This is a genomic window from Chromohalobacter sp. 11-W, assembly GCF_029889905.1.
In the GTDB taxonomy this organism is placed as follows: domain Bacteria; phylum Pseudomonadota; class Gammaproteobacteria; order Pseudomonadales; family Halomonadaceae; genus Chromohalobacter.
The window spans coordinates 76,243-97,403 of the sequence record NZ_JARANZ010000008.1; the positions used below are offsets into that span (position 1 = coordinate 76,243).

Consider the following 21,161-nt stretch of genomic DNA (forward strand, 5'->3'; position numbering starts at 1 on the left):
ACATGAACGCCCATTCTAGCTAGCTTGTCGGGGATCGGCGATGTCGACGAGCGATGGGCGCTTGTCGCGACGCGGGACGCCGGTTGTATCATGGGACATCGGCTTTGCCCGGGAGATCACGATGTCCGATTCCTCAACGTCGCCATTGGCGACCTTTCTTTCCCGTCATTCGCGGTTGTTCGTGCTCACCGGCGCCGGAATGAGTACCGATAGCGGCATCCCCGACTATCGTGATGAGCAGGGCGCCTGGAAACGCTCGCCGCCGATGACGCATCAGACGTTCATGCACAGCGATACCGCGCGTCGCCGTTACTGGGCGCGAAGCCTGGTGGGGTTCCAGGCGCTCTCTGAGGCGCGGCCTGGACGCGCGCATCGTGCGCTCGCCGCGCTGGAGCGTGCCGGACGCATCGAGCAACTGGTCACGCAGAATGTCGACGGGCTCCACCAGCGCGCCGGGTCGCGGCGCGTGATCGACCTGCACGGTCAGGCCGACGTGGTGCGCTGCATGCACTGCGGGGCGACCCAGATGCGTCATGCCGTGCACGCCGCCCTGGCGCGTCTCAATCCCCAATGGACGGGCCTGGAGGCCAGCGTCGGGCCGGATGGCGATGCCGACCTAGCGCATGACGACTTCGGCGATTTCTCGTTGCTTTCATGCGCACGTTGCGGTGACGGTATTTTCAAGCCCGATGTGGTGTTCTTCGGCGACAGCGTGCCACGCTCCCGGGTAGACGCGGCCTTCGACGCCCTTGAGCGTGCCGATGCGATGCTGGTGGTAGGCTCGTCGCTGATGGTTTATTCGGGCTATCGCTTCGCGCGGCGAGCGGCAGAATCGGGCAAGCCGATGGCCTGCATCAACATGGGGCGCACACGCGCCGACGCGCTGTTCAGCCTCAAGGTCGAAGCGTCGGCGGGCGAGACGCTGGATTCCGCGCTGCGTTCCCTGGAAGCCACTATGCTCACCGAGGGACTGGTTTCTCCAGCCCCGGCGGCCAGGACCTAGCCCGGCATCGAATGTCGCGGCGCGTCCGCCCCGCTCATTTTCGTTCCATCCATCAAGGTGAAGCGGGCTCCAGCGTCACGGTCGGTGTAGTGCCGGCCTCGCCGTTGAAGACCTCGACGCGCTCACGGTTGAGATGCGTCAGCCGCCCTTGGTCGCGCACTTCGGCCTGCAAGACGTACGTATGCGCCGCCTCGATGGCGCCCTGGTCGTATTGCAGCGTGACCTCGGTCGCGGTGGTGTCGACGCGTGTATAGCGGCTTTCCGCCACGGTGGCGCCGTCGTCGCTATCCTTCAGCGTGACATCGAGGATGGCATCGTCCGACAGCTCGGGCGGTTGGTCGAAGACGACTCGGGCATCGAGCGTGCTGAAGTTGGGGCCGCTGGCGCAGCCCGCGAGGCCAAGCAGCAATAAACCGGTGAGTACGGCATATAGGCTACGCGGCACGTTAGGCAAGGACATGAGGGCCTCCTCGCACAGGGAAGGAAAAGCAGTCGACGGAGCGTTCAACCGCCAGCCAGTTTGACGCGATAGCCGCGCGCTTCGAGTTCTGCCTTGAGCGTTTCGCGCTGATCGCCTTGAATCTCGATGATGCCATCCTTGATGGCGCCGCCAGTGCCACAGCGCTGCTTGAGCGCCTTGGCCAGGCCCTTGAGCGCATCGGCCTTGAGCGGCACGCCTTCTACCAGGGTCACGCCCTTGCCTTTGCGCCCCTTGGTCTCACGGCGCAGGCGGACGGTTCCGTCGAGGCTTGCCAGGCGTTCTTCTTCTGCGGTTTCGGCACAGCGACACTCGGCCAGCGGTGCCCGGCACTCGGGGCAGACCTCGCCGTGTTCGGTGGAATATACCCGTCCGCGTAATTGATCCTGCAGCGATGCCATGCGGGCCTCCTGAATCGATGTGTCGCGGGCCTCCATGATAACGCGCCATGCCGGTGGGCACGATATCGGTCGACGCCATCCGGCAGGGTCAGTGAAGCACGGCTTCCAACTGTTCCAGCCGCGCCACGGCGCTGGGTAGGTCGCGCATGTCATGCAAGGCGATAGCGCCTTCGGGAGTGGTCTCGCGCTCGGGGAAGCGGTTGATGTGGATCGTGCGCATTCCTGCCGCCAGGCCAGCCGCGACGCCTACCTCGGCATCGTCGATGACTACGCAGCGTTCGGGAGCAGCGCCCATTTCGCGCGCGGCATGCAGGAACAGATCGGGATCGGGTTTCCAGCGCTCGATGGTGTAGCCGCTGTAGAGGCGATCCCCGAAATAGGCGCGCAGGCCGGTGCTGTCGAGGGCGCGGCGAATCTTGTGCTCCGGGCCGTTGGAGGCGACGCAGCGGGGATGCTCGGCGAGTCGGTCGAGCGCCTCGCGGATCCCCGGAATCGGTTGCAACTCGGTGCTCATGCGCGCCTGCATGGTGCGGCGCATCTCTGCCTCGGCGGCCTCTCGGGTGGTGGCATCCAGCGCGCCGAAACGGCGCTCCAGCTCGGCGACGATGTTGGCGAATCTGACGCCTCGAAACTCTTCCATGTATTGGGGCGCGGCGAAGGGTAATCCGGCGCGGGTCAGGACATCGGACATGACGTCGGCGAGAAGGGGTTCGCTATCGACCAGGGTGCCATCGCAGTCGAACAACAGGCACAGCGGATGAGACATGGTGGAGCCTCGAGGGCATAGTGGATTAAACCGTTCATTGTCCCAAATATCGGCAGGCGACGCCCAGTCTTGAGAAAGTACACTGAGTTTGCGAACGGTGTTTCTAAACGCTATCTAGAACTTTAGTTGCCCCTGGCCGTGATGGCAAGGCCAGGGAAGCGTTCAAAGCGATTGCCCGCGATTATACGAAGTCCGGCGTCAGCCAGCGCGGGATGGCCAGCACTATTTGCGGAAAGAGGATCAGCAAGACGATTACTGCCAACATCACCGCCAGGTAGATAAGCGTCGTGCCCAGCGCCTTGAGCAGCGGGATACCCCCTATCTTCGCCGAGATCATTAGGCAGAGGCCGTAGGGCGGCGTAATTAGCCCCAGCCCCAGGGCCATAACGCCGACCACCCCGAACTGCACCGGGTGCACACCGGCCTGCATCGCCAGTGGCTGGAAGATCGGCGCCAGGATCGCCATCGCCGGCAGCGAATCCATGAAGGTGCCGATGACCAGCATCACCAGCGCCATGATAATTAGCAGCGTGGTCGGATCACTGATGGTGACGCCGGCCATTAGCTTGGGCGGAATCTGGTAGAAGCTGATCAGATAGCCGAATATCGCCGCGCCGACCAGACTGAACAGCGACAGCGAACACAGCCGCACGGTGCTGGTCGACGCCTCGATCACGTGCTTGAAGGTCAGTTCTCGGTAGACGAAGAAGCCCAGCACCATGGCGTAGAGCACGGCGATTACGGCAGCCTCGGTGGGTGTGGCCAGGCCAAGGGTGATGCCACCGATGATGACGATGGGGATCCCCGCCGCCAGCAGGCCATCTTTGCCTGAACTCATTAGCTCGGAGAACGTCGCGCGCTGGCGCACTGGGATGTCATAGCGGCGTACGTAGAGCAGGTTGAGTAAAAGTTGAGCAACGCCGATCATCACCCCGGGCAGGATGCCGCCGAGGAACAGCCCGGCGATCGAGGTGTTGGTCAGCGCGCCCCACACGATCATGTTGATCGATGGCGGAATGATGATGCCCATCACCGACGAGGCGGCGGTGACGGCCACCGCGAAATGGGTCGGATATCCTTCGCGCTTCATCGCCGGGATCAACACCGTGCCGATCCCCGCGCTGTCGGCGGTCGACGATCCCGATACGCCGGCGAACAGCATGCTGACCATGACGTTGACGTGTGCCAGCGCGCCCTTGAAATGCCCCACCAGGCGCATGCACAGGGTAATCAGCCGGTCGGTGATGTGCGCCGAATTCATCAGGTTGCCGGCGAGCAGGAACAGCGGCACGGCGAGCAAGACGAAGGAATCCATGCCGTTGTACATGCGCTGGAACATCACCCACATGGTCAGCCGCGGGTCGAGCAGGATCATGCTGAAGGCGGTCAGCACCAGCGACATGGCGATGGGGATGCCGGCGACGATCAGTACGCCGAGCAGCGCGAACAGCAGCCACGGCAGGACGAAGGTCCATTCCATCGGCATCATGAGCGCGGTCCTCCGGGCTGTTCGCTGGCGGCGAGCGCAGCGTCATCGTCGCTGGTCAGTTCATCCAGTTCATTGGGGGTATTGAGAGCGGCTTCCATCGCGCTCATGCCGCGCAGCGCGGCATGCAGCAGCCGCTCGAGGCTGTACAGCACGATGAACACGCCACACACGCTGAATGCCGAATAGACGTAGATCATCGGCAGGCCGGACGCAGTGGCGCTACGCCGCAGGCCGGAGATGGCGAAGTCCTTGCCGTAGACGATGAAGATCACGCCCACGGCGAAGCAGGACAAATCGCGGATCAGACGGGTCGCCAGGTCGGCCCGCGTACCGCGCGGAAACGCCTCGAGCACGAAATGATCGGCATGATAGACGCCGATCGCTGTGCCCAGCATGATCAGCCACTGGAACGCGAAGCGGCTGAACTCCTCGGTCCAGTAGAGCCGCGGCAACAGCGGCAGGTTCCGACTGACGATCTGGTAGATGATCAGCAGGATAAAGCCCAGCAGCAACGCCAGCAGGACCGCGTTGAGCAGGCGCTCGAGCCCCCGGTTGAGCCGTGACAGGCCATGCAGCAGTGCGGCCATGGCGTTGTCCTCATGGTTGATGTGAAAAAGCGGAAGCAAAGGCGGGGCACCGTTCACGGTGCCCCGCGGCGGCTCACTTGCCGGCGTTGATGATCTTCTGGTGCAGCTCGCTTAGGCCCATCTCGTCGATGACCTTCTTAAGCGGCTCGTCGACGATCTCCATCATCCGCTGACGATTCATCGGGTAGAGCGTGGCGCCCTCTTTCTTCAGCGTTTCGAGCGCCTCGGCGTCCTGCTTGAGCTGAACATCACGCGCATAGCTGGCAGCCTGCTGGGCAGCTTCCATCACCGCCTGCTGCTGGCTCTCGTCAAGCCGTTCCCAGCTCATCTGCGACATGGTCAGCAGGCGCACGGTGATGTCGTGCTCGGATAGGCCGATATGCGGCGCGACTTCGTGAAAGCGCATGCGCTCAATCCACTCGGCCTCGTTGAGCAGGCCGTCGATCGCACCTAGTTGCAGGCCGGTGTAGATCTCCTTCCAGGCCATTACCGTGGGCTCGGCGCCCAACGCTTTCCAGGCGGTGATCAGCGGCTTGGTGGGGTTGGTGCGCAACTTCATGCCCTCGAGGTCATCGAGGCTCTCAAGAGGACGCGTACTGACTATCTGACGCTTGCCGCCCCCGAAGAAGGCCAGCACCTTGACGCCAGTCTCATCCTCGATCTTGTCGGCGATCTCGCGGCCCACCTCGCCGTCGAGCACCGTACGCCAGTGCTCGACGTCGCGATACATGAACGGAATCGAGAACACATTGGCGGTATCCGAGAAATCGGTGATCAGTCCGGGATTGATGATCGACAGGTCCAGCGCGCCGGCCATCTGCTGTTCGAACATCTCGGTTTCGTGGCCGAGCACGGAGTTGCCCATGATTGTGACGGAGACATCTCCGTCAGTCTTGTCTTCGATCAGTTCCTTGAAGCGTTCGGCCCCAAGCTGATAGGCGGTGTCCTCGGTGCCGCCATGGCCGAAGCGCAAGTCCACGGCCTGGGCACCACTGGCTAGTGTCATACCGAGCGTTAGCGCGACGACGCCAAGTGCACGCTTGGTGAAGGAGTGGCGAGATAGGGTTGGATCGATCCAGTGCTGAGTCATGATGTCACCTCGTTCATTGTTGTATCCGCCTCGGGCGGTCTGGCGTGACGCCTCGATTAGGCGTCGAGAGTGGCGTGTGGATAGCGTCGATACGGTGCTTCCCCAGGGGCGGGAATGGGGTCGCATGAATGACGTACTTGCAGGCGTGGTGTCAGGATCACTTGTTCGCGAGCGCCGCCAGGATTGGCAATGCGCCGCATGGCCAGTCGCGCCGCTTCCTCGCCGATGGAGAAAGGATGTGTCGCAACACTGGTCAAAGGAGGCAGACTCAGAGCCGCTTCCTCGATATCGTCGGTACCTATGATCGCGCAGTCTTCGCCGGGTATCAGGCCCAGCCGCTGAAGTCCCAGCATGGCGCCCAGAGCCATTAGGTCGTTGTGGCAGATTACGGCCGTGGGACGAGGAGTTTCTTGCATCAGTGCCTGGATGCTCTCGAAGCCGGCGCGGCGTGTCACAGGTCCACGCACGATGCCCAACACATCGCCGAGTCCCTGCGCATGCATGGCGTCGTGATAACCTTGATGGCGGGCGCGTGTGGCGGAGTGCTCGGCTTCGCCGCCGAGAAATACGATGCGCCGGTGACCGAGCGCCACGAGATGATCCACTGCTTGGCGTACGCCGAGTTCGAAATCGGTGCCGGCGTAGTCGAACGGGGGCGCGCCAATATGGCGTAGCACCTGTACGCAAGGCATGTTCCAGTCCGCCAGTTGGGTGAGCAGTGTGGGATCGGTACCTTCCGCAGGACATAACAGAAGGGCATCGACTCGGTGCTCGCGCATGCGTTCCAAAAAGCGCTGCTGCCGCTCGGGAGAATCTTCGCTATTGGCCAGGAACGAGACATAGTTCTCGCGGTGCAGGACCGAATCGATGCCCGCGACCATGGCGCCGAAGAACGGATTGGCAATGTCGTAGACGACCACGCCGAGGGTAAAGGTACGGCTGGCACGCAGTGCTGCGGCACCACGGTTGTAGACATATCCCAAGGCCTTGATCGAAGTCTGCACCTGCGTGCGGGTGGCCTCCGCTACCAAGGGGCTTTCACGTAGCACTAGCGAAACCGTTGAACGTGAGACGCCAGCATGGGCCGCGATGTCCTGCAGCGTGACGCTTTGACGCTTGCTATTGCGATCACGGGGGGATGATGTGGTGCCGGGGGACCTGTCCATAGCTGAATTGCCTCTTTTTTGGATCGATCCAAATCTATTAATCAGCCTAGAAGAGTCGTCCCAACGTCCCTATTCACCTTTAGTCCAAATGCAACCGGAGTCGTAGGTGGCGGGACGTGTCGTCAGTGTCGAAAACGCCCAGACCGGACGGCGTGGGCGAGAGAGGGGCAACTTCTTGGAATGGTGCCAAGAGTGTTGGATACAGGACCGTATGTGCTCAAGCTTGCAGCTAAGCTTCCTGTCGTGGGCCATCCAAGAATGGGTCTTAAAGCGATTGCCCGCCGGTCAGCTCGATGCGTTCGCCGTTGAGCCAGTTGAAATCGCTCGACAACAGGCTCGCGACTGCGGCGCCGATATCATCCGGCTTGGCGGTGCGCCCGAGTGGCGTGATTGAGCGGAAGTGGGCGTTGAGCGCTGGGTCGTCACGGACCACGCCGCCGGCGAAGTCGGTTTCCACGGCGCCGGGGGCGATGGCGTTGACCGTGATCCGGCGCTCGCCGAGTTCCTTGGCCATGTAGCGCGTAGTCACCTCCAGTGCGCTCTTCATCGCCGAGTAGGCGCAGTGATTGTCCAGCACGAAGCGCGTGGCGGCGGTGGAGACGTTCAGGATGCGTCCGCCCCGGGCAATCATCGGCAGCAGGGCTTGGCTGAGCAGGAAGGGGCCCTTGAAGTGAGTGCGGTAGAGGGCGTCAAGATCGTCCTCGGTGGTCTCTTCGTAGGGCGCGAGAATGCCCTCGCCCGCGTTGTGGACCACGGCATCCAGTTCCGTGCGGCCGAAGGTGTTTTCCAACGTATCCGCCACGTTGGCCTTGAACTCGGCGAAGGCGGTGCTATCGCCGATGTCGAGTTTGAGCATCGCCGCTTTGCCACCGGCGGCCTCGATTTCGCGGGCGACCGCCAGCGCTTCGTCACGATGGTGGCGGTAGGTGCCGATGACGCCGACGCCGGCAGTCGCGAGGTGCAGTGCCATGCTGCGGCCGAGGCCTCGGCCGGCGCCGGTGATGAGGGCAATGCTGGAGGACATGGAGTGGCTCCCGAATCGGAAAGTGCGCGGCGTTGGGGCCGCTGTCAGTGAGCACTGACTGGGGGTGGGATGCCAGGTTTCAAGCGTGCGTGCCATGAATCGAAAACGCCTGCACCGAAAGGAGCAGGCGTGAAGGGGGCGTACGGCGTATGGAGAGACGTCAGCCGCGCGGTGTGACGTCGTTGTAGGGGCTCGGCGGTTGCTGGCCCTCTAGGGCGGCGATGACGTTGTCGACGGCGCGCTGGGCCATGGCCTCGCGCGTTTCATGCGTCGCCGAGCCGATATGCGGCAGGGTGACGACGTTATCCATCCGCGTGAGCGGCGAGTCGCCGGGCAGCGGTTCCTGAGCGAAGACATCCAGCCCCGCAGCGTGGATCTCGCCGTTGGAGAGCGCCTCGATCAGCGCGTTCTCGTCGACCACCTTGCCGCGGGCGATGTTGATCAGAATCGCCGAGGATTTCATGCGTTTGAGAACGTCGGCATCGATCAAGCCGGTGGTCTCGGCGGTCAGCGGCACGTTGACGCAGACGAAGTCGGCCTGCTCGAGCAAGGCGTCGAATTCACAGTGCGTCGCGCCGAGCTCTTGTTCCAGTGCCGGCTTGGGCGAGGCGTGGGTGTAGAGCACCTGCATGCCGAAGCCCAGCGCACCGCGGCGCGCGATAGCCTGACCGATGCGCCCGAAACCGATCATGCCTAGCGTCTTGCCGTGAACATCGGTGCCGAAGTGGGACTCGCCGATACTGCTCGTCCATTGGCCTTGCTTGACCATGTTGGCCAGATCCACCGCGCGACGGGCGCTGGCCATGATCAGCAGGAAGCCGGTGTCTGCGGTGGTTTCGGTGAGCACATCCGGGGTGTGGCAGAGCAGGATGTTGCGCCGGGTCAGCTCGTCCACGGGGTAGTTGTCGACCCCCACCGAGATGCTCGAGATGGCTTCCAGGTGCGGGGCGCTATCGAGCAGCTCGGAGGTGATCGGCAGGCTGGCGCCCAGCAGGCCGTGCGCTTCGCTCAGCGCTTCACGAAAGGCGGGGTCGTCGGCGCTTTCCAGGTGGTCGAAATAATCAACGTGGAAGTGTGTGCGCAATTGGTCGAGATGGTGCGGTTTGAGTCGCCCGAAGGCGAGGATGCGCTTGGTCATGCAGGACTCCTGATCGTGAAATACAGCATGGTGGCGTGTCGTCACGCCATTGGATGTGCGGCTTCCAGGTCGCGCAGTCGGTCTCGGTGCGGCAGGCCTTCCATGTCACCGACGACCTGAACCTGTTCGGCGCCAATGAGATTGCCGCGATGCGCGGCTTGGCGTGGCGAGCCCCCGTCGAGCAAGGCGCTGATCACGCCCACCGCGAAGCCATCGCCAGCGCCCACGGTGTCGACGACGTGGGCCGCCGCCACTCCCTTCACCATGCCAGCATCGTCCGCCGTGCGCACGTAACTGCCTTCCGGGCCGAGCTTGATGATGACCCCGCTGGCGCCTCGATCGAGATAATAGCCGGCGATGTCGTGGGCGTTATCGAGGCCGGTCAGGCGCTGGCCCTCGGCGAGCCCCGGTAGCACCCAGTCGGCGTGTGCGGCCAGCGCATTGAGGGTCTCGCGCATCTCGGCTTCGCTGTTCCACAGTGAGGGGCGCAGGTTGGGGTCGAAGCTGATCGTGAGGCCGGCCTCGCGGGCGCGTTCCAGCATGTGAAAGGCGAGCTCGCGCGTGCTCGGCGACAGCGCCGGAGGCAGGCCGGTGGCGTGCAGATGGCGCACACCCTGGAAGTCGAGATCGCCGACGTCGGCTACGCTCAGGTGGCTGGCGGCACTGCCGCGCCGGTAATAGGCCACCTTGGGGTCCTCGCCGTGTTCGGCGCGTTCCTTGAAGACCAGGCCGGTGGGGTGCTCGGTATCGGTACTCAGATAGCGGCAGTCGAGATCTTCGCTTTCGAGCGTGCGGCGGATGAAAGTGCCGAAACCATCGTCACCGACGCGGCTGATCCAGGCGACGTGAAAGGCCAGTCTTGCCAGGCCGATGGCGACATTGGTATCGGCGCCGGCGATGCGCCGCTGGAAGCGCTCGACCTCGGCCAGGTCGCCGGGCGTTTCGGCGATGAACAGCGTCATCGCTTCACCGAAAGTCAGGATATCCGGTGTAGTGGAGTCGATCATGAAAAGATCCTGAGAGAGTATCTACAAAAGGACTGCGCTCGACAATCCGGCGTTAAAATCGACCTCAAAATACTCATTTACTCCATGTAAACTCCGTTTTTTCGGTCGATTTTGCCTTGTCTTGACGTCGCTCGCCTATTTTGTAAACACCCTCTGAAAGAAGCTGCAAAAGCGGTTGCCGAGGGCACGGCATCACGACGGGTCGAGCGATCGTCGATAGGAAAGCTCCATCATAGAAACACTAGGGCATCACGACAATCGAACATACCTACGCTTTGTCTGAAAAATGCTTGCGCTCGCCCATACGGCGTTAAAAATCGACTCAAAATGCTCATTTACCCCGCGTAAACTCCGCTTTTTCGCCGATTTTTGCCTTGTCTGGCCGTCACTCGTCGATTTTTCATACAGAGCTTAGACTTTGGTCGGGAAGGGCGGAAGGAGACGCTAAAGGGGAGCGAAAGGAAGGACACTGCGCGGGGCGTTGCGCCCCGCGCATGGGCGCTTATTGCGTTTGCTTGGTGTACTTGTCGACGAGCTGGCTGGCGTCGTCGTAAAGGCCCTGGCCATCGAAGCCGGCGGCGTTCATGTCGCTTATCCACTGCTGGATGGTCTCGTCGGCGGCCGCTTTCCACTTATCTTGATTGGCCTCGGCAATGTGAATCATCTGCCCCTCGCCACTTGCGGCGATATCTTTGATGGCGGCTTCCTCTGCCTCATCCATGACATGTCCGATGCGCTGGGCTTCCTGAATCCCCGCGTTGTCGTCGATGACCTTCTGCAATTCGGGCGACAGGCTATCGTATTTGTCCTGGTTCATCGCCAGCACCATCATTGCCGTATATAGGCCATGCTTACCATCGAAGAAGGTGTGGTTCTGGGCGACATCCAGTACGCCCAGGGCGGAAGCGCTTTCGAAGGGGAGCGAAAAGCCGTCAATCACGCCACGCGAGATCGCCTCGGGTATCTGCGGGAAGGGCATTCCCACGACCTGGGCACCCAGGTTGGCAAAAAAGCCATTCATGGCCTTGGAGGGCGCGCGCAGCGTTAATCCTTGCACGTCATCAGCGTTTTCTACCGCCACCCCTTTGGTGTGTATCTTCCCCGGTGTATGGGCGAAGACGGCAATAGGGTAGACGCCCTGGAATGAGTCCTGCATATGCGTCATGGCGTACTCGTGGGCGGCCATGCTGGTGGCTTCTCCCGTGGTGGGCATGAACGGCAGGTCGAAGGCCTCAGACGCAGGGAAAGCGGTTCGGCGTGTAGCTCAAAAGCGTCCAGGCGATGTCAACGACACCGTCTTTGGCCTGATCATAAAGCGAGTTGGCCGATCCACCGAGCTGCATGGCGGGGAAAATCTCGACCTTGATGGCACCATCGGATTGCTCCTCGATGCGTTTCGCCCAAGGTTCCAGATACTGCGTCTGGACCGGAGTGGTCGGCGCCGCGAAGTGATGAAGGCGTAGCGTCACGGTATCTTGTGCCTGGCCAGTGCTGGCCAGGGTGAGACCGCTGAGGAGAACGAGACCGGCGAGCGTATGTTTTGTTGTCATCATCTTAAGCTCCATGGGGTGTTGGCGTGCCAGTGTGCGATGTCTAAAGGTGTGACCGTTATATGGGATAGTGCCGGGGACCGAGCTGAATGGTCATCCAGCGCAATTCCGTGAATTCCTCGATACCGGCCTTGCCACCGAAACGCCCGTAACCGCTGGATTTGACGCCGCCGAACGGCATTTGCGGTTCGTCGTGCACGGTGGGGCCATTGATGTGGCAAATGCCCGATTCGATGCGTTGGGCGACGCGCATGGCACGTGCCGTGTCGCGGCTGAAGACTGCCGCCGAGAGGCCGTATTCGCTGTCGTTGGCGACGCGCAGGGCGTCTTCTTCGTCCTTGACGCGCATCATCGCCACGACCGGGCCGAACGATTCCTCGCCGTATAGGCGCATCGCCGGGGTGACGCCATCGATCACGGTGGGCTGCATGATCACGCCCTCGGCCTTGCCGCCGCAGGCTAGTCGCGCGCCATGCTGCTGGGCGTCATCGAGCAGGCCGTTGAGCTTTTCCCCGGCCTCGCGATTGATCAGCGTGCCCAGAGGATTGCCGTCTTCACGTGGGTCACCGGCGCGTAGCGTCTCGGCCTTACGGGCCAGCTTCTCGACGAAGGCATCGGCCACGGCATCGACGACGATCAACCGCTCGGTGGACATGCAGATCTGGCCCTGGTTGAAGAAGGCGCCGAAGGCGGCGGCTTCCACGGCGGCGTCCAGATCAGCGTCCTCGAGCACCACGAACGGGGCCTTGCCGCCCAGCTCCAGCAGCACGGGTTTGAGATGGTGCGCGGCTTTCTCAGCGATGATGCGTCCGACATTCGTGGAGCCGGTGAAGTTGATGCGCCGCACCGCGGGGTGCTCGATCAACGCCTCGACCACCTCGGCGGCCTGGGGCGGCGCATTGGTCACCACATTGACGATGCCGTCGCCCAGGCCCGCCTCGACGAGTACTTCGCCGATCAGGTGATGGGTGGCGGGGCATTGCTCCGAGGCCTTGAGGATCACCGTGTTGCCGCACGCCAATGGCGTGGCGATGGCCCGTGTGCCGAGGATGATGGGGGCGTTCCAGGGGGCGATGCCGACCACGACGCCACACGGGACGCGCACGCCCATGGCCAGGCTGTCGGGGACGTTGGAGGGAATCACGTCGCCGCCGACCTGGGTGGTCAGCGATGCGGCTTCGCGCAGCATGTTGGCGGCCACCATGACGTTGAATCCGGCCCAGCCGGGCGTAGCACCGGTTTCATCGACCATGCGGGCGATGAAGTCGTCCTGACGGGCTTCCATGGCGTCGGCGGCGGCGAGCAGCTTGGCACGGCGCTCGCCGGGGCCGGTCTGCGACCAGGCCGGAAACGCCTGAGACGCTGCTTCGGCGGCGTGCCGGGTATCTTCAACCGAAGCTGCGGCGGCACGCGTCACGACATGTTCATGCAGTGGGTTGCAACGCTCGAAGGTCGCGTTGTCCTGGGCGGCGCGGTGTTCGCCGCCAATGAGTAGCGCAAGATCCATGAGACTCCCCTTATTGTTGTCGAAGCGATATGACGTTCAGGGTTGGGTGGTATGCCGGCAGCGCCATTGGGCGCGGCGGCGTCTTGTGAGGGAACGCCACCGCGCCTTCGCGCTTGTCAGCGGTGGTAGCTTTCCAGCCCAGGCTTGATGCTCTTGTCGTCGAGAAATTGTTTGAGGCCTTGCTCACGACCGTGTTCTGGGTCGAGTTGCTGCGCCTGGTCGAGCTTGGCGTAGAGGTATTCCTCGTTTTGCTCCCAGGTCAACTCGCGACACATCTTGAAACCGGTCTTGGCGGCACGCAGGACGACGGGATTCTTGTCGCGAAGCGTGGCCGCCAGCGTCTTGGTGGCCTCGCGTAGTTCGGCCCGCGGCACGCTTTTGTTGACCAGGCCCATGTCCGCCGCCTGAGGGCCAGTGAAGGTCTCGCCGGTCATGATGTAATAAAGTGCTTGGCGATGGCCCACGGTGTCGGCCATGGCTTTGCTGACCAGGTTGCCCGGGGGGATGCCCCAGTTGATTTCGGATAGCCCGAACACCGACTCGTCGGCGGCGATCGCCAAATCACAGGCAACCAACGGCGAGAAGGCGCCACCAAAGCACCAGCCATTGACCATGGCGATGGTCGGCTTGGCGTAGTGACGCAGCAGCTTCCATTGCCATGTAGAAGCGTCACGACGGACCTTGACCTGTACGATCTCGGGGCTGGCATCGATCTCGCGGAAGTACTCCTTGAGGTCCATGCCGGCGGAGAAGGCCTCGCCCTCGCCGGTTAGTACGAGCACATGGGCATCTTGGTCCAGCTCGAGCGTTTCGAGAACGTCGATCATCTCACGATTGAGTGTGGGGCTCATGGCATTGCGTTTGTCGGGGCGGTTGAGCGCCACCCAGGCGATGCCATCTTCGACGTCGACCTTCACGGTCTGCCAGCGGTCTGCATAGTCGCTCATCACAATTTCCTGTCATGTAGTTGTCAAGTAAGTTGATATTTACCGTTTTCATCATAGTGCGCTATGCTGCGCTTGCAAAGAGGAAATCCCTATGACCAAGGTTGAACCACAGGCTTCGCATGACGCGCGCGCTTCCGCCGATGGCGCGCCAGAAACGGTACGTGTCGCCTATCTGATCGGGCGTCTCGACCGCGCATTGCGTCGCCATATCAGCGAGGCCGTGCATCCTCTGGGCCTGACCATGCAGCAATACACGGCGCTTTCCGTGCTGGCCTGGCGTAGCCCGTTGTCCAATGCCCAATTGGCGGAGAAGTCTCTGGTCTCGCCACAGGCCGCTAACGAAATGGTCAAGACCATGGAGAGCAAGGGCCTCGTGGCGCGCGCCCCCGATCCTCATCATGGCCGCATCGTGCAGATACACATGACCGACACAGGGCGGAGCACGCTCGATGAGGCGAACCAGGCCGTCGAGGCGCTCGAGCGGTGCATGCTGGAAGCGCTCAGCGCTTCTCAGCAGCGCATGTTTCAACGCCATCTCAAGTCCTCCCTAAAAGCCTTGGGAGCCGGCTTGGTCGAGCCTGAATAACGGCTCGACCGGCCTTTGTCCCCGCCACACGCTGTCAGCGTGTGTATTTATCGACGAGTTGCGTGGCGCTGTCGTAGAGCGCTTGACCGTCGAGCCCTTTCTCCTCGGCCTCGGCGATCCAGTCATCGACGACTTCCTGGCCGACCGCCTGCCAGCGCGCGGTTTCCTCGCTGTCCAGGCGGGTGATCGTGCCGGGTTGCTCGCCGCTTTGGATGGCCAGGATCTGGCGGTGGTCGGCGCGGTCCATGATCTGACCGATCTGGTAGGCCTCGCGGCTACCGGAATGCGCATCGATGACGGCTTGCAGGTCATCGGGCAGGGCGTCGTATTTGTCCTGGTTCATGGCGACGATCATCATCGTGGTATAGAGCGCCCGATCACCGCTGAAGATGGTGTGTTCGGTGGTGATATCGGCGAGCCCCATGGCGGTGATGGCTTCGAAGGGAATCACCGTGCCGTCTATCACTCCGCGCGATAACGCCTCCAATGCCTGGGCCACCGGCATGCCGATGGGCTCGGCACCGAGCTTGGCCAGATAGCGATTCACCAGCCGGCTGGGACCCCGTATCTTGAGGCCTTCGATATCTTCGAGGGAGCCGATGCGTGTCTCTTTGGTATGCAATGCGCCGGGACTGTGGGTGTGCACGGCGATGGGATGCACGCCCTCGAGTTCGTCCTGCATGTGCGTCATGGCGTATTCATGTGCGGCCTGGCTCGTCGCGGCACCTGATGTCGGCAGGAAGGGCAGGTCGAAGACTTCCGCCTTGGGGAAACGCCCCGAGTTGTAACCCAGCACGGTCCAGATGATGTCCACCTGGCCGTCCTTGGCTTGATCGTAGAGTGATGGCGGTGTGCCGCCGAGCTGCATGGAGGGATAGAGCTGGACCTCTATGCGCCCATCGGATTCTTTTTCGATGGCCTCTTTCCAGGGGAGGAAATACTCCTGATGCACGGGCGCCGACGCGGGGAAAAAATGATGCAACCGCAGGGTGTACTCGGTCTCTTGCGCCTGAACCTGGCTGGTGACAGCGATCGAGAGCGCCGCCGCAGTGGTCAATACGAAGCGACGTAGGTGCGAAGTGGCGTGTTGGGTCATGGCGAAATGCCTCATTGTGGTTGTTGTATGACGCCGGGTGGCAATGGATCAGCCCACGGCGAAAAGGTCGATCACCACGTTGTCTTGGGTGCGTGCCGCGCTGCCCAGAAACAACGTCCGGTTGAGCCAGTCCAGCCGCGTGCTGGTGGTAAAAAAGCGCGGCGCGGTGTGGAAGTAGTAGTCCTCGGGCGGTACGGCTTCGCCGTCTCGTAGCCGCTGCATGACGGCTGGCGGGCCGTGTCGAAAGCCCGTGTTTTCCACCTCGATGCGCTCGCCTTCGTCGGTTTCCAGGAAATAGCGTGCGTACAGTTCAGCTACGCCATCCGCACGTATCGTTTGCCAATCACCGCCCGCGGCGAGAATACGGCCATTGAGTCGTTCGCCGGCCACGTCGCCGCCGGTGATCGCGATGAAGCGACGCTGGCCGTGTGCGCTCTCGCCCAGTTCCCAGGGCGAGGCGACGTCCACCGTCAGGCGGGCGATGAAATCCAGCGTGGGCGTGCGAAGCGGATTAGTGGACGACATCATGAGGTCTCCTCGAGCGGTGTGGTGACGTCAATAAAGCCAGTAGACGAAACCCAATGTGATGGACGGGAAAACTACCAGCATGATGATGCGCAGCACGTCCGCCGCCAGGAATGGCAGGATGCCCTTGAAGGTCTCGGTCAGTGGTACATGAGGCGCCATGGAGTGAATGATGAAGATATTCAGCCCCACCGGTGGCGTGATCATCCCCACCTCCACGACGACCAATGCCAGGATGCCGAACCAGATCGCCACGTCGCCGGGGGGCATGCCGAAATCCATGCCCGTCACGATGGGGAGGAAAATGGGCACGGTGAGCAGAATCATCGACAGGCTATCCATGAAACAGCCCAGGACCAGGTAGCACAGCAGGATCCCCGCCAGGACGATCCAGGGGCTGATTTCCAGGCCCACGATCCAGCCCGCCGTGATTTGCGGCAATTGTGTCAGGGCGAGAAAGCTGTTGAATACGCTGGCCCCGAGGACGATGAAGAAGATCATCGCCGAGGTGACGGCCGTGTCGAGGAGGCTATCACGCAGTCCCTCCCAGCGTAGCCCGGCGCGGATGACGGCCAGCAGTCCGGTGGCGGCGGCACCGACGGCGGCGGCTTCGGTGGGCGTGAAAATCCCTGTGTAGATGCCGCCGATCACGATGATGAAGATCGCTGCACCGGGCCATACTTCGAGCAGCGAACGCCAGCGCTCACCGATCGATGCCTTGGCCTTGCTTGGGGCGCTATCCGGGAAAAAGCGCACGAACAGTGAGATCGCCGCCATATAACTGAGCGCGGCAAGGATGCCGGGGATCAAGGCGGCGGCGAACATCTCGTTGATGTTCTGCTCGGCAAGGATGGCGTAGATGACCAATACCACGGAAGGCGGAATCAGAATGCCCAGCGTGCCGCCCGCGGCCAACGCGCCGGTGGCCAGGCTCCCGCGATAGCCTTGACGCTCCATTTCCGGCAGCGCGACTTGCGTCATGGTGGCGGCAGTCGCCAGCGAGGACCCGCAAATGGCGCCGAAGGCACCGCAGGCGCCCACCGTCGACATGGCCAGGCCACCGCGACGATGGCCCAGCCAGTCGTTGGCGGCCTGAAACATGGCGCGTGATAGCCCGGCGCGTGCTGCGAATTGTCCCATCAACAGGAAGAGGGGAATGATCGACAAAGTGTGGCTGGAAAAGTGCTCGTAGGGCAACGTCTTCAAGGCATTGAGGATACCCATCGGCCCTGTCACGAGCATCGAACCCAACGCGCCGATAACCAGCATGGCGAGGCCGATGGGTATGCGGGCGCCCATCATGGCCAGCAACAAGACGAAGCCGCCTGCGCCCAGAGTAAGAGGCGTCATGAGGCATCTCCTTGTGTCGAGGGGTCGGCGTCACCCGAGAACGTGGCCAGGAGCCGGTATAGGCAGACTAGCGAGAGCAGGATGAAACCGATTATGCCGGCGATATAGCCCCACCACAGCGGGATACCCAGCAGCATGCTGGTTTCCATGTAGCGGTGCTTGTCGAGCAGGCCGTGATAAAGCCGCCATGTCATCAGGCATGAAACGACGAGGAATAGGGCCTCCGCGAGCACGGCGAGAAAACGCTGCACACCCAGCGGTGCACGCATGACCAGCAGATCCACCGTGACGTGACCACCACGCAGATGGCAGTAAGGCAGAAATAGGAACACCGCGATGGCCGTGCCCATCTCGACCATTTCATAGTCACCAGTGACGGGTCCGATCCAGCTCAGGACCGCTATGTCACTGACCAATGGCAAGCTGGAGATCCAGCGTCCGAGAATGCTGGCCACCGTCATCAGGGAGAGCGCTGCGACGATCAAGCCGCCGATGATCGCGGCGAGCCGACAAGTCGTTGCGAGGCCCCGGCGTAGGCAGGTGATACTGGCGTTGGATGTCGTCGCTAGGCTGCTCATGATTATATCTTTATCGGTTGCGTGGATCGGCCAAGGCGCGAGTAAGGTCGTTTTTTAGTTACTTTGTATAATTAATTGTCCCTGAGCAGGTGTGCAAGCCATGCCGCTTCAATTTGCCTAAAATTGCGGCTAAAGGATTAGTCGTCACCTTCCTCCGAGGCGTATACCTTCCGTAGCAAGGTCAATAATTGGCGTCTCTCTATCTCGCTAAGTGATTGAGTTGCTTCTAAATCGCTTTGCTCTGCCAAGCCTTTCAAGCGCTCGACGAGTGCCTCGCCGGTCTTGGTGAGGAAGATCCCATGCGAGCGACGGTCACGCTTGCATCGCACGCGCAAAGCCAAGCCACGCTCTTCCAGACTATTAATCAAGCTAACGACTCGCGGCGGATCAATGCTCAATGTCTGGGCCAGATTGGATTGCGTAACGCCTGGATAGCCCTCGATGACCACCAGCGAAGAGAACTGTGCCGGGCGAATGTCATGCTCGCGCATGGCCTCGTCGAAGTGCTTGAAAACCTTGAGCTGAGCCCGCCTCAGGGCATAGCCGAGACGCTCCTCGAGCACCAGCCCCTCGACGGTGGTCGGATAGGCTTCCTCGAGGGGTGTTTGCTCCGATGAGGATGTTTTCTTGGGTGTCGTCATGAGGGCTCCTTCATTCGGTTATATAGTTAATATGAGAATTATATGGTTGGGGCATTGTTTCCGATATCGGCAAGCATAGGCAACACCGGCGCCATTTGGGGGTTATCGTGCATCTAAAGTCTCATGCGGTGTGTCTAGTCAAAAAAATAGTTACCTATTATAACTATATCTATCACGTTGTTGGTGAAGAACGTACCGCTGAATAACAAGGTTCATCACAGACTAATGGAGCGCCTTTCATGTCGTCCCCTTCCGGCAGCCGGCCTTTGCCCCGTTCCGAGAGCGATACGTCCCCACAGGCGTATCGACTGTACGGTGGTGAGGTACCGGATTACCCCCGTTGCATGACCGAGCGCCTCGCGTACTGGGCACGCGAGACGCCGTCGACAACGTTTCTGGCCGAACGCGAGGGGGCGCAACGTGCCTGGCGGACGCTGACCTTCGGTGAGGCGATGCCGCGCGTGGCCTGCCTGGCACAAGCGTTGCTGGACCATGGCTTATCGGTAGAGCGGCCGTTGATGGTGCTGTCGGGCAACGGCATCGATCATGCGTTACTGGCGTGTGCCGCCATGCATGTGGGCATTCCCTATGTGCCGGTATCGCCCTCGTATGCGTTGTTGTCGGAGGACTTCGTCAAGCTTCGCCATGTCGTCGAGCTCGTGACGCCGGGGATGATTTTTGTCGACGATGAAGCACGCTTTGGCGCAGCTCTGACGGCCGTTTGCGATGAGCAGGTGACCTGTGTGGCGACGCTACCGAGCCATCGGGGGCTGTCGCTGGAGACGCTGGCGGCGACGCCGGCACGGGCCGAGGTCGATAATGCTCATGCGCGAGTGACACCGGATAGCGTCGCCAAGTTGCTGTTCACCTCGGGTTCGACTGGCATGCCCAAAGCGGTGATCAATACGCAGCGCATGCTGTGCAGCAACCAGACCATGCTCGAGAAACGTCTGGATTTCCTGAGCCGCCACAAGCCGGTGCTGGTGGACTGGCTACCCTGGCACCATACCTTCGGCGGCAACACGATCCTGGGCATGACGATCCATAACGGGGGTTCGCTGTACATCGATGACGGCAATCCGACGGCGGACGGCGTGCGGCGCACGGTGGATAACTTGCGCGAGGTCTCGCCGACGTTCTATTGCAACGTGCCCAAGGGCTTCGAGGCCCTGGTCGAGCATTTGCGTGACGATGAGGCCTTACGCACGGCCTTATTCCGTAATCTCGAGATGATGCACTTCGGTGGCGCCGTGTTGCCGGTGCATGTGCGCGAGGCGCTGGATACCTTTGGCGAGCAGACTCGTGGACGCCCCGTGCCCATGCTGACGGGGCTTGGATCCACCGAGGCGTGCCTGGCGTTCTGTACCGAGGAGGCCAGTGGTACGCCGGGCTTGATTGGTCGGCCCGTGCCGGGGATGTCGCTCAAACTGGTGGCAACGGACGACAAATGGGAAGCGCGCCTCAAAGGACTCAATGTCACGCCGGGCTACTGGCGCGACGCCGAACGCACCGCCGAAGCATTCGATGACGAAGGCTATTATTGTACCGGGGATGCGATGCGACTCGCTGATCCCGAGCAGCCTGAACGTGGGTTAATCTTTGACGGTCGCTTGAGCGAGAACTTCAAGCTGGTGACCGGTACCTGGGTCAATGTGGGCATCTTGCGATTGCAGCTCATCGAGCATTTCGCTCCGCTAGTGCAAGACGTGGTGATCGCCGGTGAAAGCCGTGACTATCTCACTGGGTTAGTAGTGCTGAACGTCCCCGCATGCGCGCAGCATATAGGCGTCGCGACGTCATCAGTGCATGACCTGGCGCACGATACCACCCTGCACCAATGGTTCGCGCAACGTCTGGCGACCTGCCGTCGAGGGCAGGCGAGTTCCACGTGTCTGGAACGTCTACTGATTCTGGATACGCCGCTTTCGGTCGATCGTGGCGAGTTGACCGACAAGGGGTCGGTCAATCAGCGCTTGGTGCGCGAACGCTACGCCGATCTCGTCGGGACACTCTATGCCGATACTCCTCGCGATGCGCGCGTGGTACTGCCGGCTTCTTAGCCGATAAGTGAGCAGTACGCGGGCCGCTCAAGACGCCATGCGCCATCCGCACTCCGAGAATAAACCTGATAACACGCAGCCATGACGTGGTATTTGCCGATACCTAGCTCATGGCTGCAACGCTTATGAAAGGTAGACAAAGCATGGCGATCCTGCGGCAATGTCCGGCAAC

22 protein-coding genes are annotated in these 21,161 nt (G+C 61.7%); 3 read left to right on the forward strand and 19 right to left on the reverse strand.

Annotated elements, in window-relative coordinates; translation table 11 throughout:
* Positions 1 to 121: 121 nt before the first annotated feature.
* Complete coding sequence (locus OP494_RS12420; protein WP_280541172.1) at positions 122 to 1,003, forward strand: NAD-dependent protein deacetylase; 882 nt, start codon at positions 122 to 124, stop codon at positions 1,001 to 1,003.
* Positions 1,004 to 1,055: 52 nt separating this feature from the next.
* Here the strand turns inward: OP494_RS12420 and OP494_RS12425 are convergent, their stop codons facing one another.
* The 14 genes from OP494_RS12425 to OP494_RS12490 form a co-directional block, all read right to left on the reverse strand.
* Positions 1,056 to 1,463 carry a YbaY family lipoprotein gene (locus tag OP494_RS12425; RefSeq protein ID WP_280541174.1) on the reverse strand — a complete coding sequence of 136 codons (408 nt, stop codon included), beginning with the start codon at positions 1,461 to 1,463 and terminating at the stop codon, positions 1,056 to 1,058.
* A gap of 44 nt (positions 1,464 to 1,507) precedes the next feature.
* Positions 1,508 to 1,882, reverse strand: a complete 375-nt coding sequence (locus OP494_RS12430; RefSeq protein ID WP_280541176.1) for a translation initiation factor Sui1 — start codon at positions 1,880 to 1,882, stop codon at positions 1,508 to 1,510.
* 88 nt (positions 1,883 to 1,970) lie between these two features.
* Positions 1,971 to 2,648: an HAD family hydrolase gene (locus OP494_RS12435; RefSeq protein WP_280541178.1), complete on the reverse strand. Its 678-nt coding sequence runs from the start codon at positions 2,646 to 2,648 to the stop codon at positions 1,971 to 1,973.
* A 181-nt stretch (positions 2,649 to 2,829) separates the two neighbouring features.
* Positions 2,830 to 4,137 carry a TRAP transporter large permease gene (locus OP494_RS12440; RefSeq protein ID WP_280541180.1) on the reverse strand — a complete coding sequence of 436 codons (1,308 nt, stop codon included), beginning with the start codon at positions 4,135 to 4,137 and terminating at the stop codon, positions 2,830 to 2,832.
* The gene (locus OP494_RS12445) at positions 4,134 to 4,724 is read right to left on the reverse strand and encodes a TRAP transporter small permease subunit (protein ID WP_280541182.1); all 591 of its coding nucleotides are present in this window, start codon (positions 4,722 to 4,724) and stop codon (positions 4,134 to 4,136) included. The genes OP494_RS12440 and OP494_RS12445 overlap by 4 nt, the downstream gene beginning before the upstream one ends.
* A gap of 73 nt (positions 4,725 to 4,797) precedes the next feature.
* The gene (locus OP494_RS12450) at positions 4,798 to 5,814 is read right to left on the reverse strand and encodes a TRAP transporter substrate-binding protein (RefSeq protein ID WP_280541183.1); all 1,017 of its coding nucleotides are present in this window, start codon (positions 5,812 to 5,814) and stop codon (positions 4,798 to 4,800) included.
* A 56-nt stretch (positions 5,815 to 5,870) separates the two neighbouring features.
* A complete protein-coding gene (locus OP494_RS12455) occupies positions 5,871 to 6,980 on the reverse strand; it encodes a LacI family DNA-binding transcriptional regulator (RefSeq protein ID WP_280541184.1) in 1,110 nt (369 codons plus the stop codon).
* A 265-nt stretch (positions 6,981 to 7,245) separates the two neighbouring features.
* Entirely contained in the window at positions 7,246 to 8,004 is a 759-nt protein-coding gene (locus tag OP494_RS12460) for an SDR family oxidoreductase (protein WP_280541185.1), read from the reverse strand.
* A 160-nt stretch (positions 8,005 to 8,164) separates the two neighbouring features.
* Positions 8,165 to 9,142 (reverse strand): D-glycerate dehydrogenase, encoded by a 978-nt coding sequence (locus OP494_RS12465; protein ID WP_280541186.1) that lies wholly within the window; start codon positions 9,140 to 9,142, stop codon positions 8,165 to 8,167.
* A 41-nt stretch (positions 9,143 to 9,183) separates the two neighbouring features.
* A complete protein-coding gene (locus tag OP494_RS12470; RefSeq protein WP_280541187.1) occupies positions 9,184 to 10,149 on the reverse strand; it encodes a sugar kinase in 966 nt (321 codons plus the stop codon).
* Positions 10,150 to 10,651: 502 nt separating this feature from the next.
* A complete protein-coding gene (gene dctP, locus OP494_RS12475) occupies positions 10,652 to 11,362 on the reverse strand; it encodes a TRAP transporter substrate-binding protein DctP (RefSeq protein ID WP_348521702.1) in 711 nt (236 codons plus the stop codon).
* Between the two features lie 19 nt (positions 11,363 to 11,381).
* Positions 11,382 to 11,702, reverse strand: coding sequence for a hypothetical protein (locus tag OP494_RS12480; RefSeq protein ID WP_280541191.1), 321 nt, complete (start codon positions 11,700 to 11,702; stop codon positions 11,382 to 11,384).
* Positions 11,703 to 11,757: 55 nt separating this feature from the next.
* Positions 11,758 to 13,206: an aldehyde dehydrogenase gene (locus OP494_RS12485; protein ID WP_280541192.1), complete on the reverse strand. Its 1,449-nt coding sequence runs from the start codon at positions 13,204 to 13,206 to the stop codon at positions 11,758 to 11,760.
* A gap of 116 nt (positions 13,207 to 13,322) precedes the next feature.
* Positions 13,323 to 14,153: a p-hydroxycinnamoyl CoA hydratase/lyase gene (locus tag OP494_RS12490; RefSeq protein WP_280541194.1), complete on the reverse strand. Its 831-nt coding sequence runs from the start codon at positions 14,151 to 14,153 to the stop codon at positions 13,323 to 13,325.
* Between the two features lie 91 nt (positions 14,154 to 14,244).
* Here OP494_RS12490 and OP494_RS12495 point away from each other — a divergent pair, with 91 nt between their 5' ends.
* The gene (locus OP494_RS12495; protein WP_280541196.1) at positions 14,245 to 14,739 is read left to right on the forward strand and encodes a MarR family transcriptional regulator; all 495 of its coding nucleotides are present in this window, start codon (positions 14,245 to 14,247) and stop codon (positions 14,737 to 14,739) included.
* A 34-nt stretch (positions 14,740 to 14,773) separates the two neighbouring features.
* Here OP494_RS12495 and OP494_RS12500 read toward each other — a convergent pair whose 3' ends face one another.
* The 5 genes from OP494_RS12500 to OP494_RS12520 all read right to left on the reverse strand — a co-directional run bounded on the left by OP494_RS12500 (position 14,774) and on the right by OP494_RS12520 (position 18,929).
* Positions 14,774 to 15,835, reverse strand: coding sequence for a TRAP transporter substrate-binding protein (locus tag OP494_RS12500; protein WP_280541198.1), 1,062 nt, complete (start codon positions 15,833 to 15,835; stop codon positions 14,774 to 14,776).
* Positions 15,836 to 15,883: 48 nt separating this feature from the next.
* Positions 15,884 to 16,363 (reverse strand): DUF3237 domain-containing protein, encoded by a 480-nt coding sequence (locus OP494_RS12505; RefSeq protein WP_280541200.1) that lies wholly within the window; start codon positions 16,361 to 16,363, stop codon positions 15,884 to 15,886.
* 27 nt (positions 16,364 to 16,390) lie between these two features.
* Positions 16,391 to 17,710 (reverse strand): TRAP transporter large permease, encoded by a 1,320-nt coding sequence (locus tag OP494_RS12510; protein WP_280541202.1) that lies wholly within the window; start codon positions 17,708 to 17,710, stop codon positions 16,391 to 16,393.
* Positions 17,707 to 18,288, reverse strand: coding sequence for a TRAP transporter small permease (locus OP494_RS12515; RefSeq protein ID WP_246923869.1), 582 nt, complete (start codon positions 18,286 to 18,288; stop codon positions 17,707 to 17,709). The genes OP494_RS12510 and OP494_RS12515 overlap by 4 nt, the downstream gene beginning before the upstream one ends.
* 137 nt (positions 18,289 to 18,425) lie before the next feature.
* On the reverse strand, positions 18,426 to 18,929 hold the full coding sequence (locus OP494_RS12520) for a MarR family winged helix-turn-helix transcriptional regulator (RefSeq protein ID WP_246923866.1): 504 nt from the start codon (positions 18,927 to 18,929) through the stop codon (positions 18,426 to 18,428).
* 239 nt (positions 18,930 to 19,168) lie between these two features.
* Here OP494_RS12520 and OP494_RS12525 point away from each other — a divergent pair, with 239 nt between their 5' ends.
* Positions 19,169 to 20,989 carry a feruloyl-CoA synthase gene (locus tag OP494_RS12525; protein ID WP_246923863.1) on the forward strand — a complete coding sequence of 607 codons (1,821 nt, stop codon included), beginning with the start codon at positions 19,169 to 19,171 and terminating at the stop codon, positions 20,987 to 20,989.
* Positions 20,990 to 21,161 lie beyond the last annotated feature (172 nt).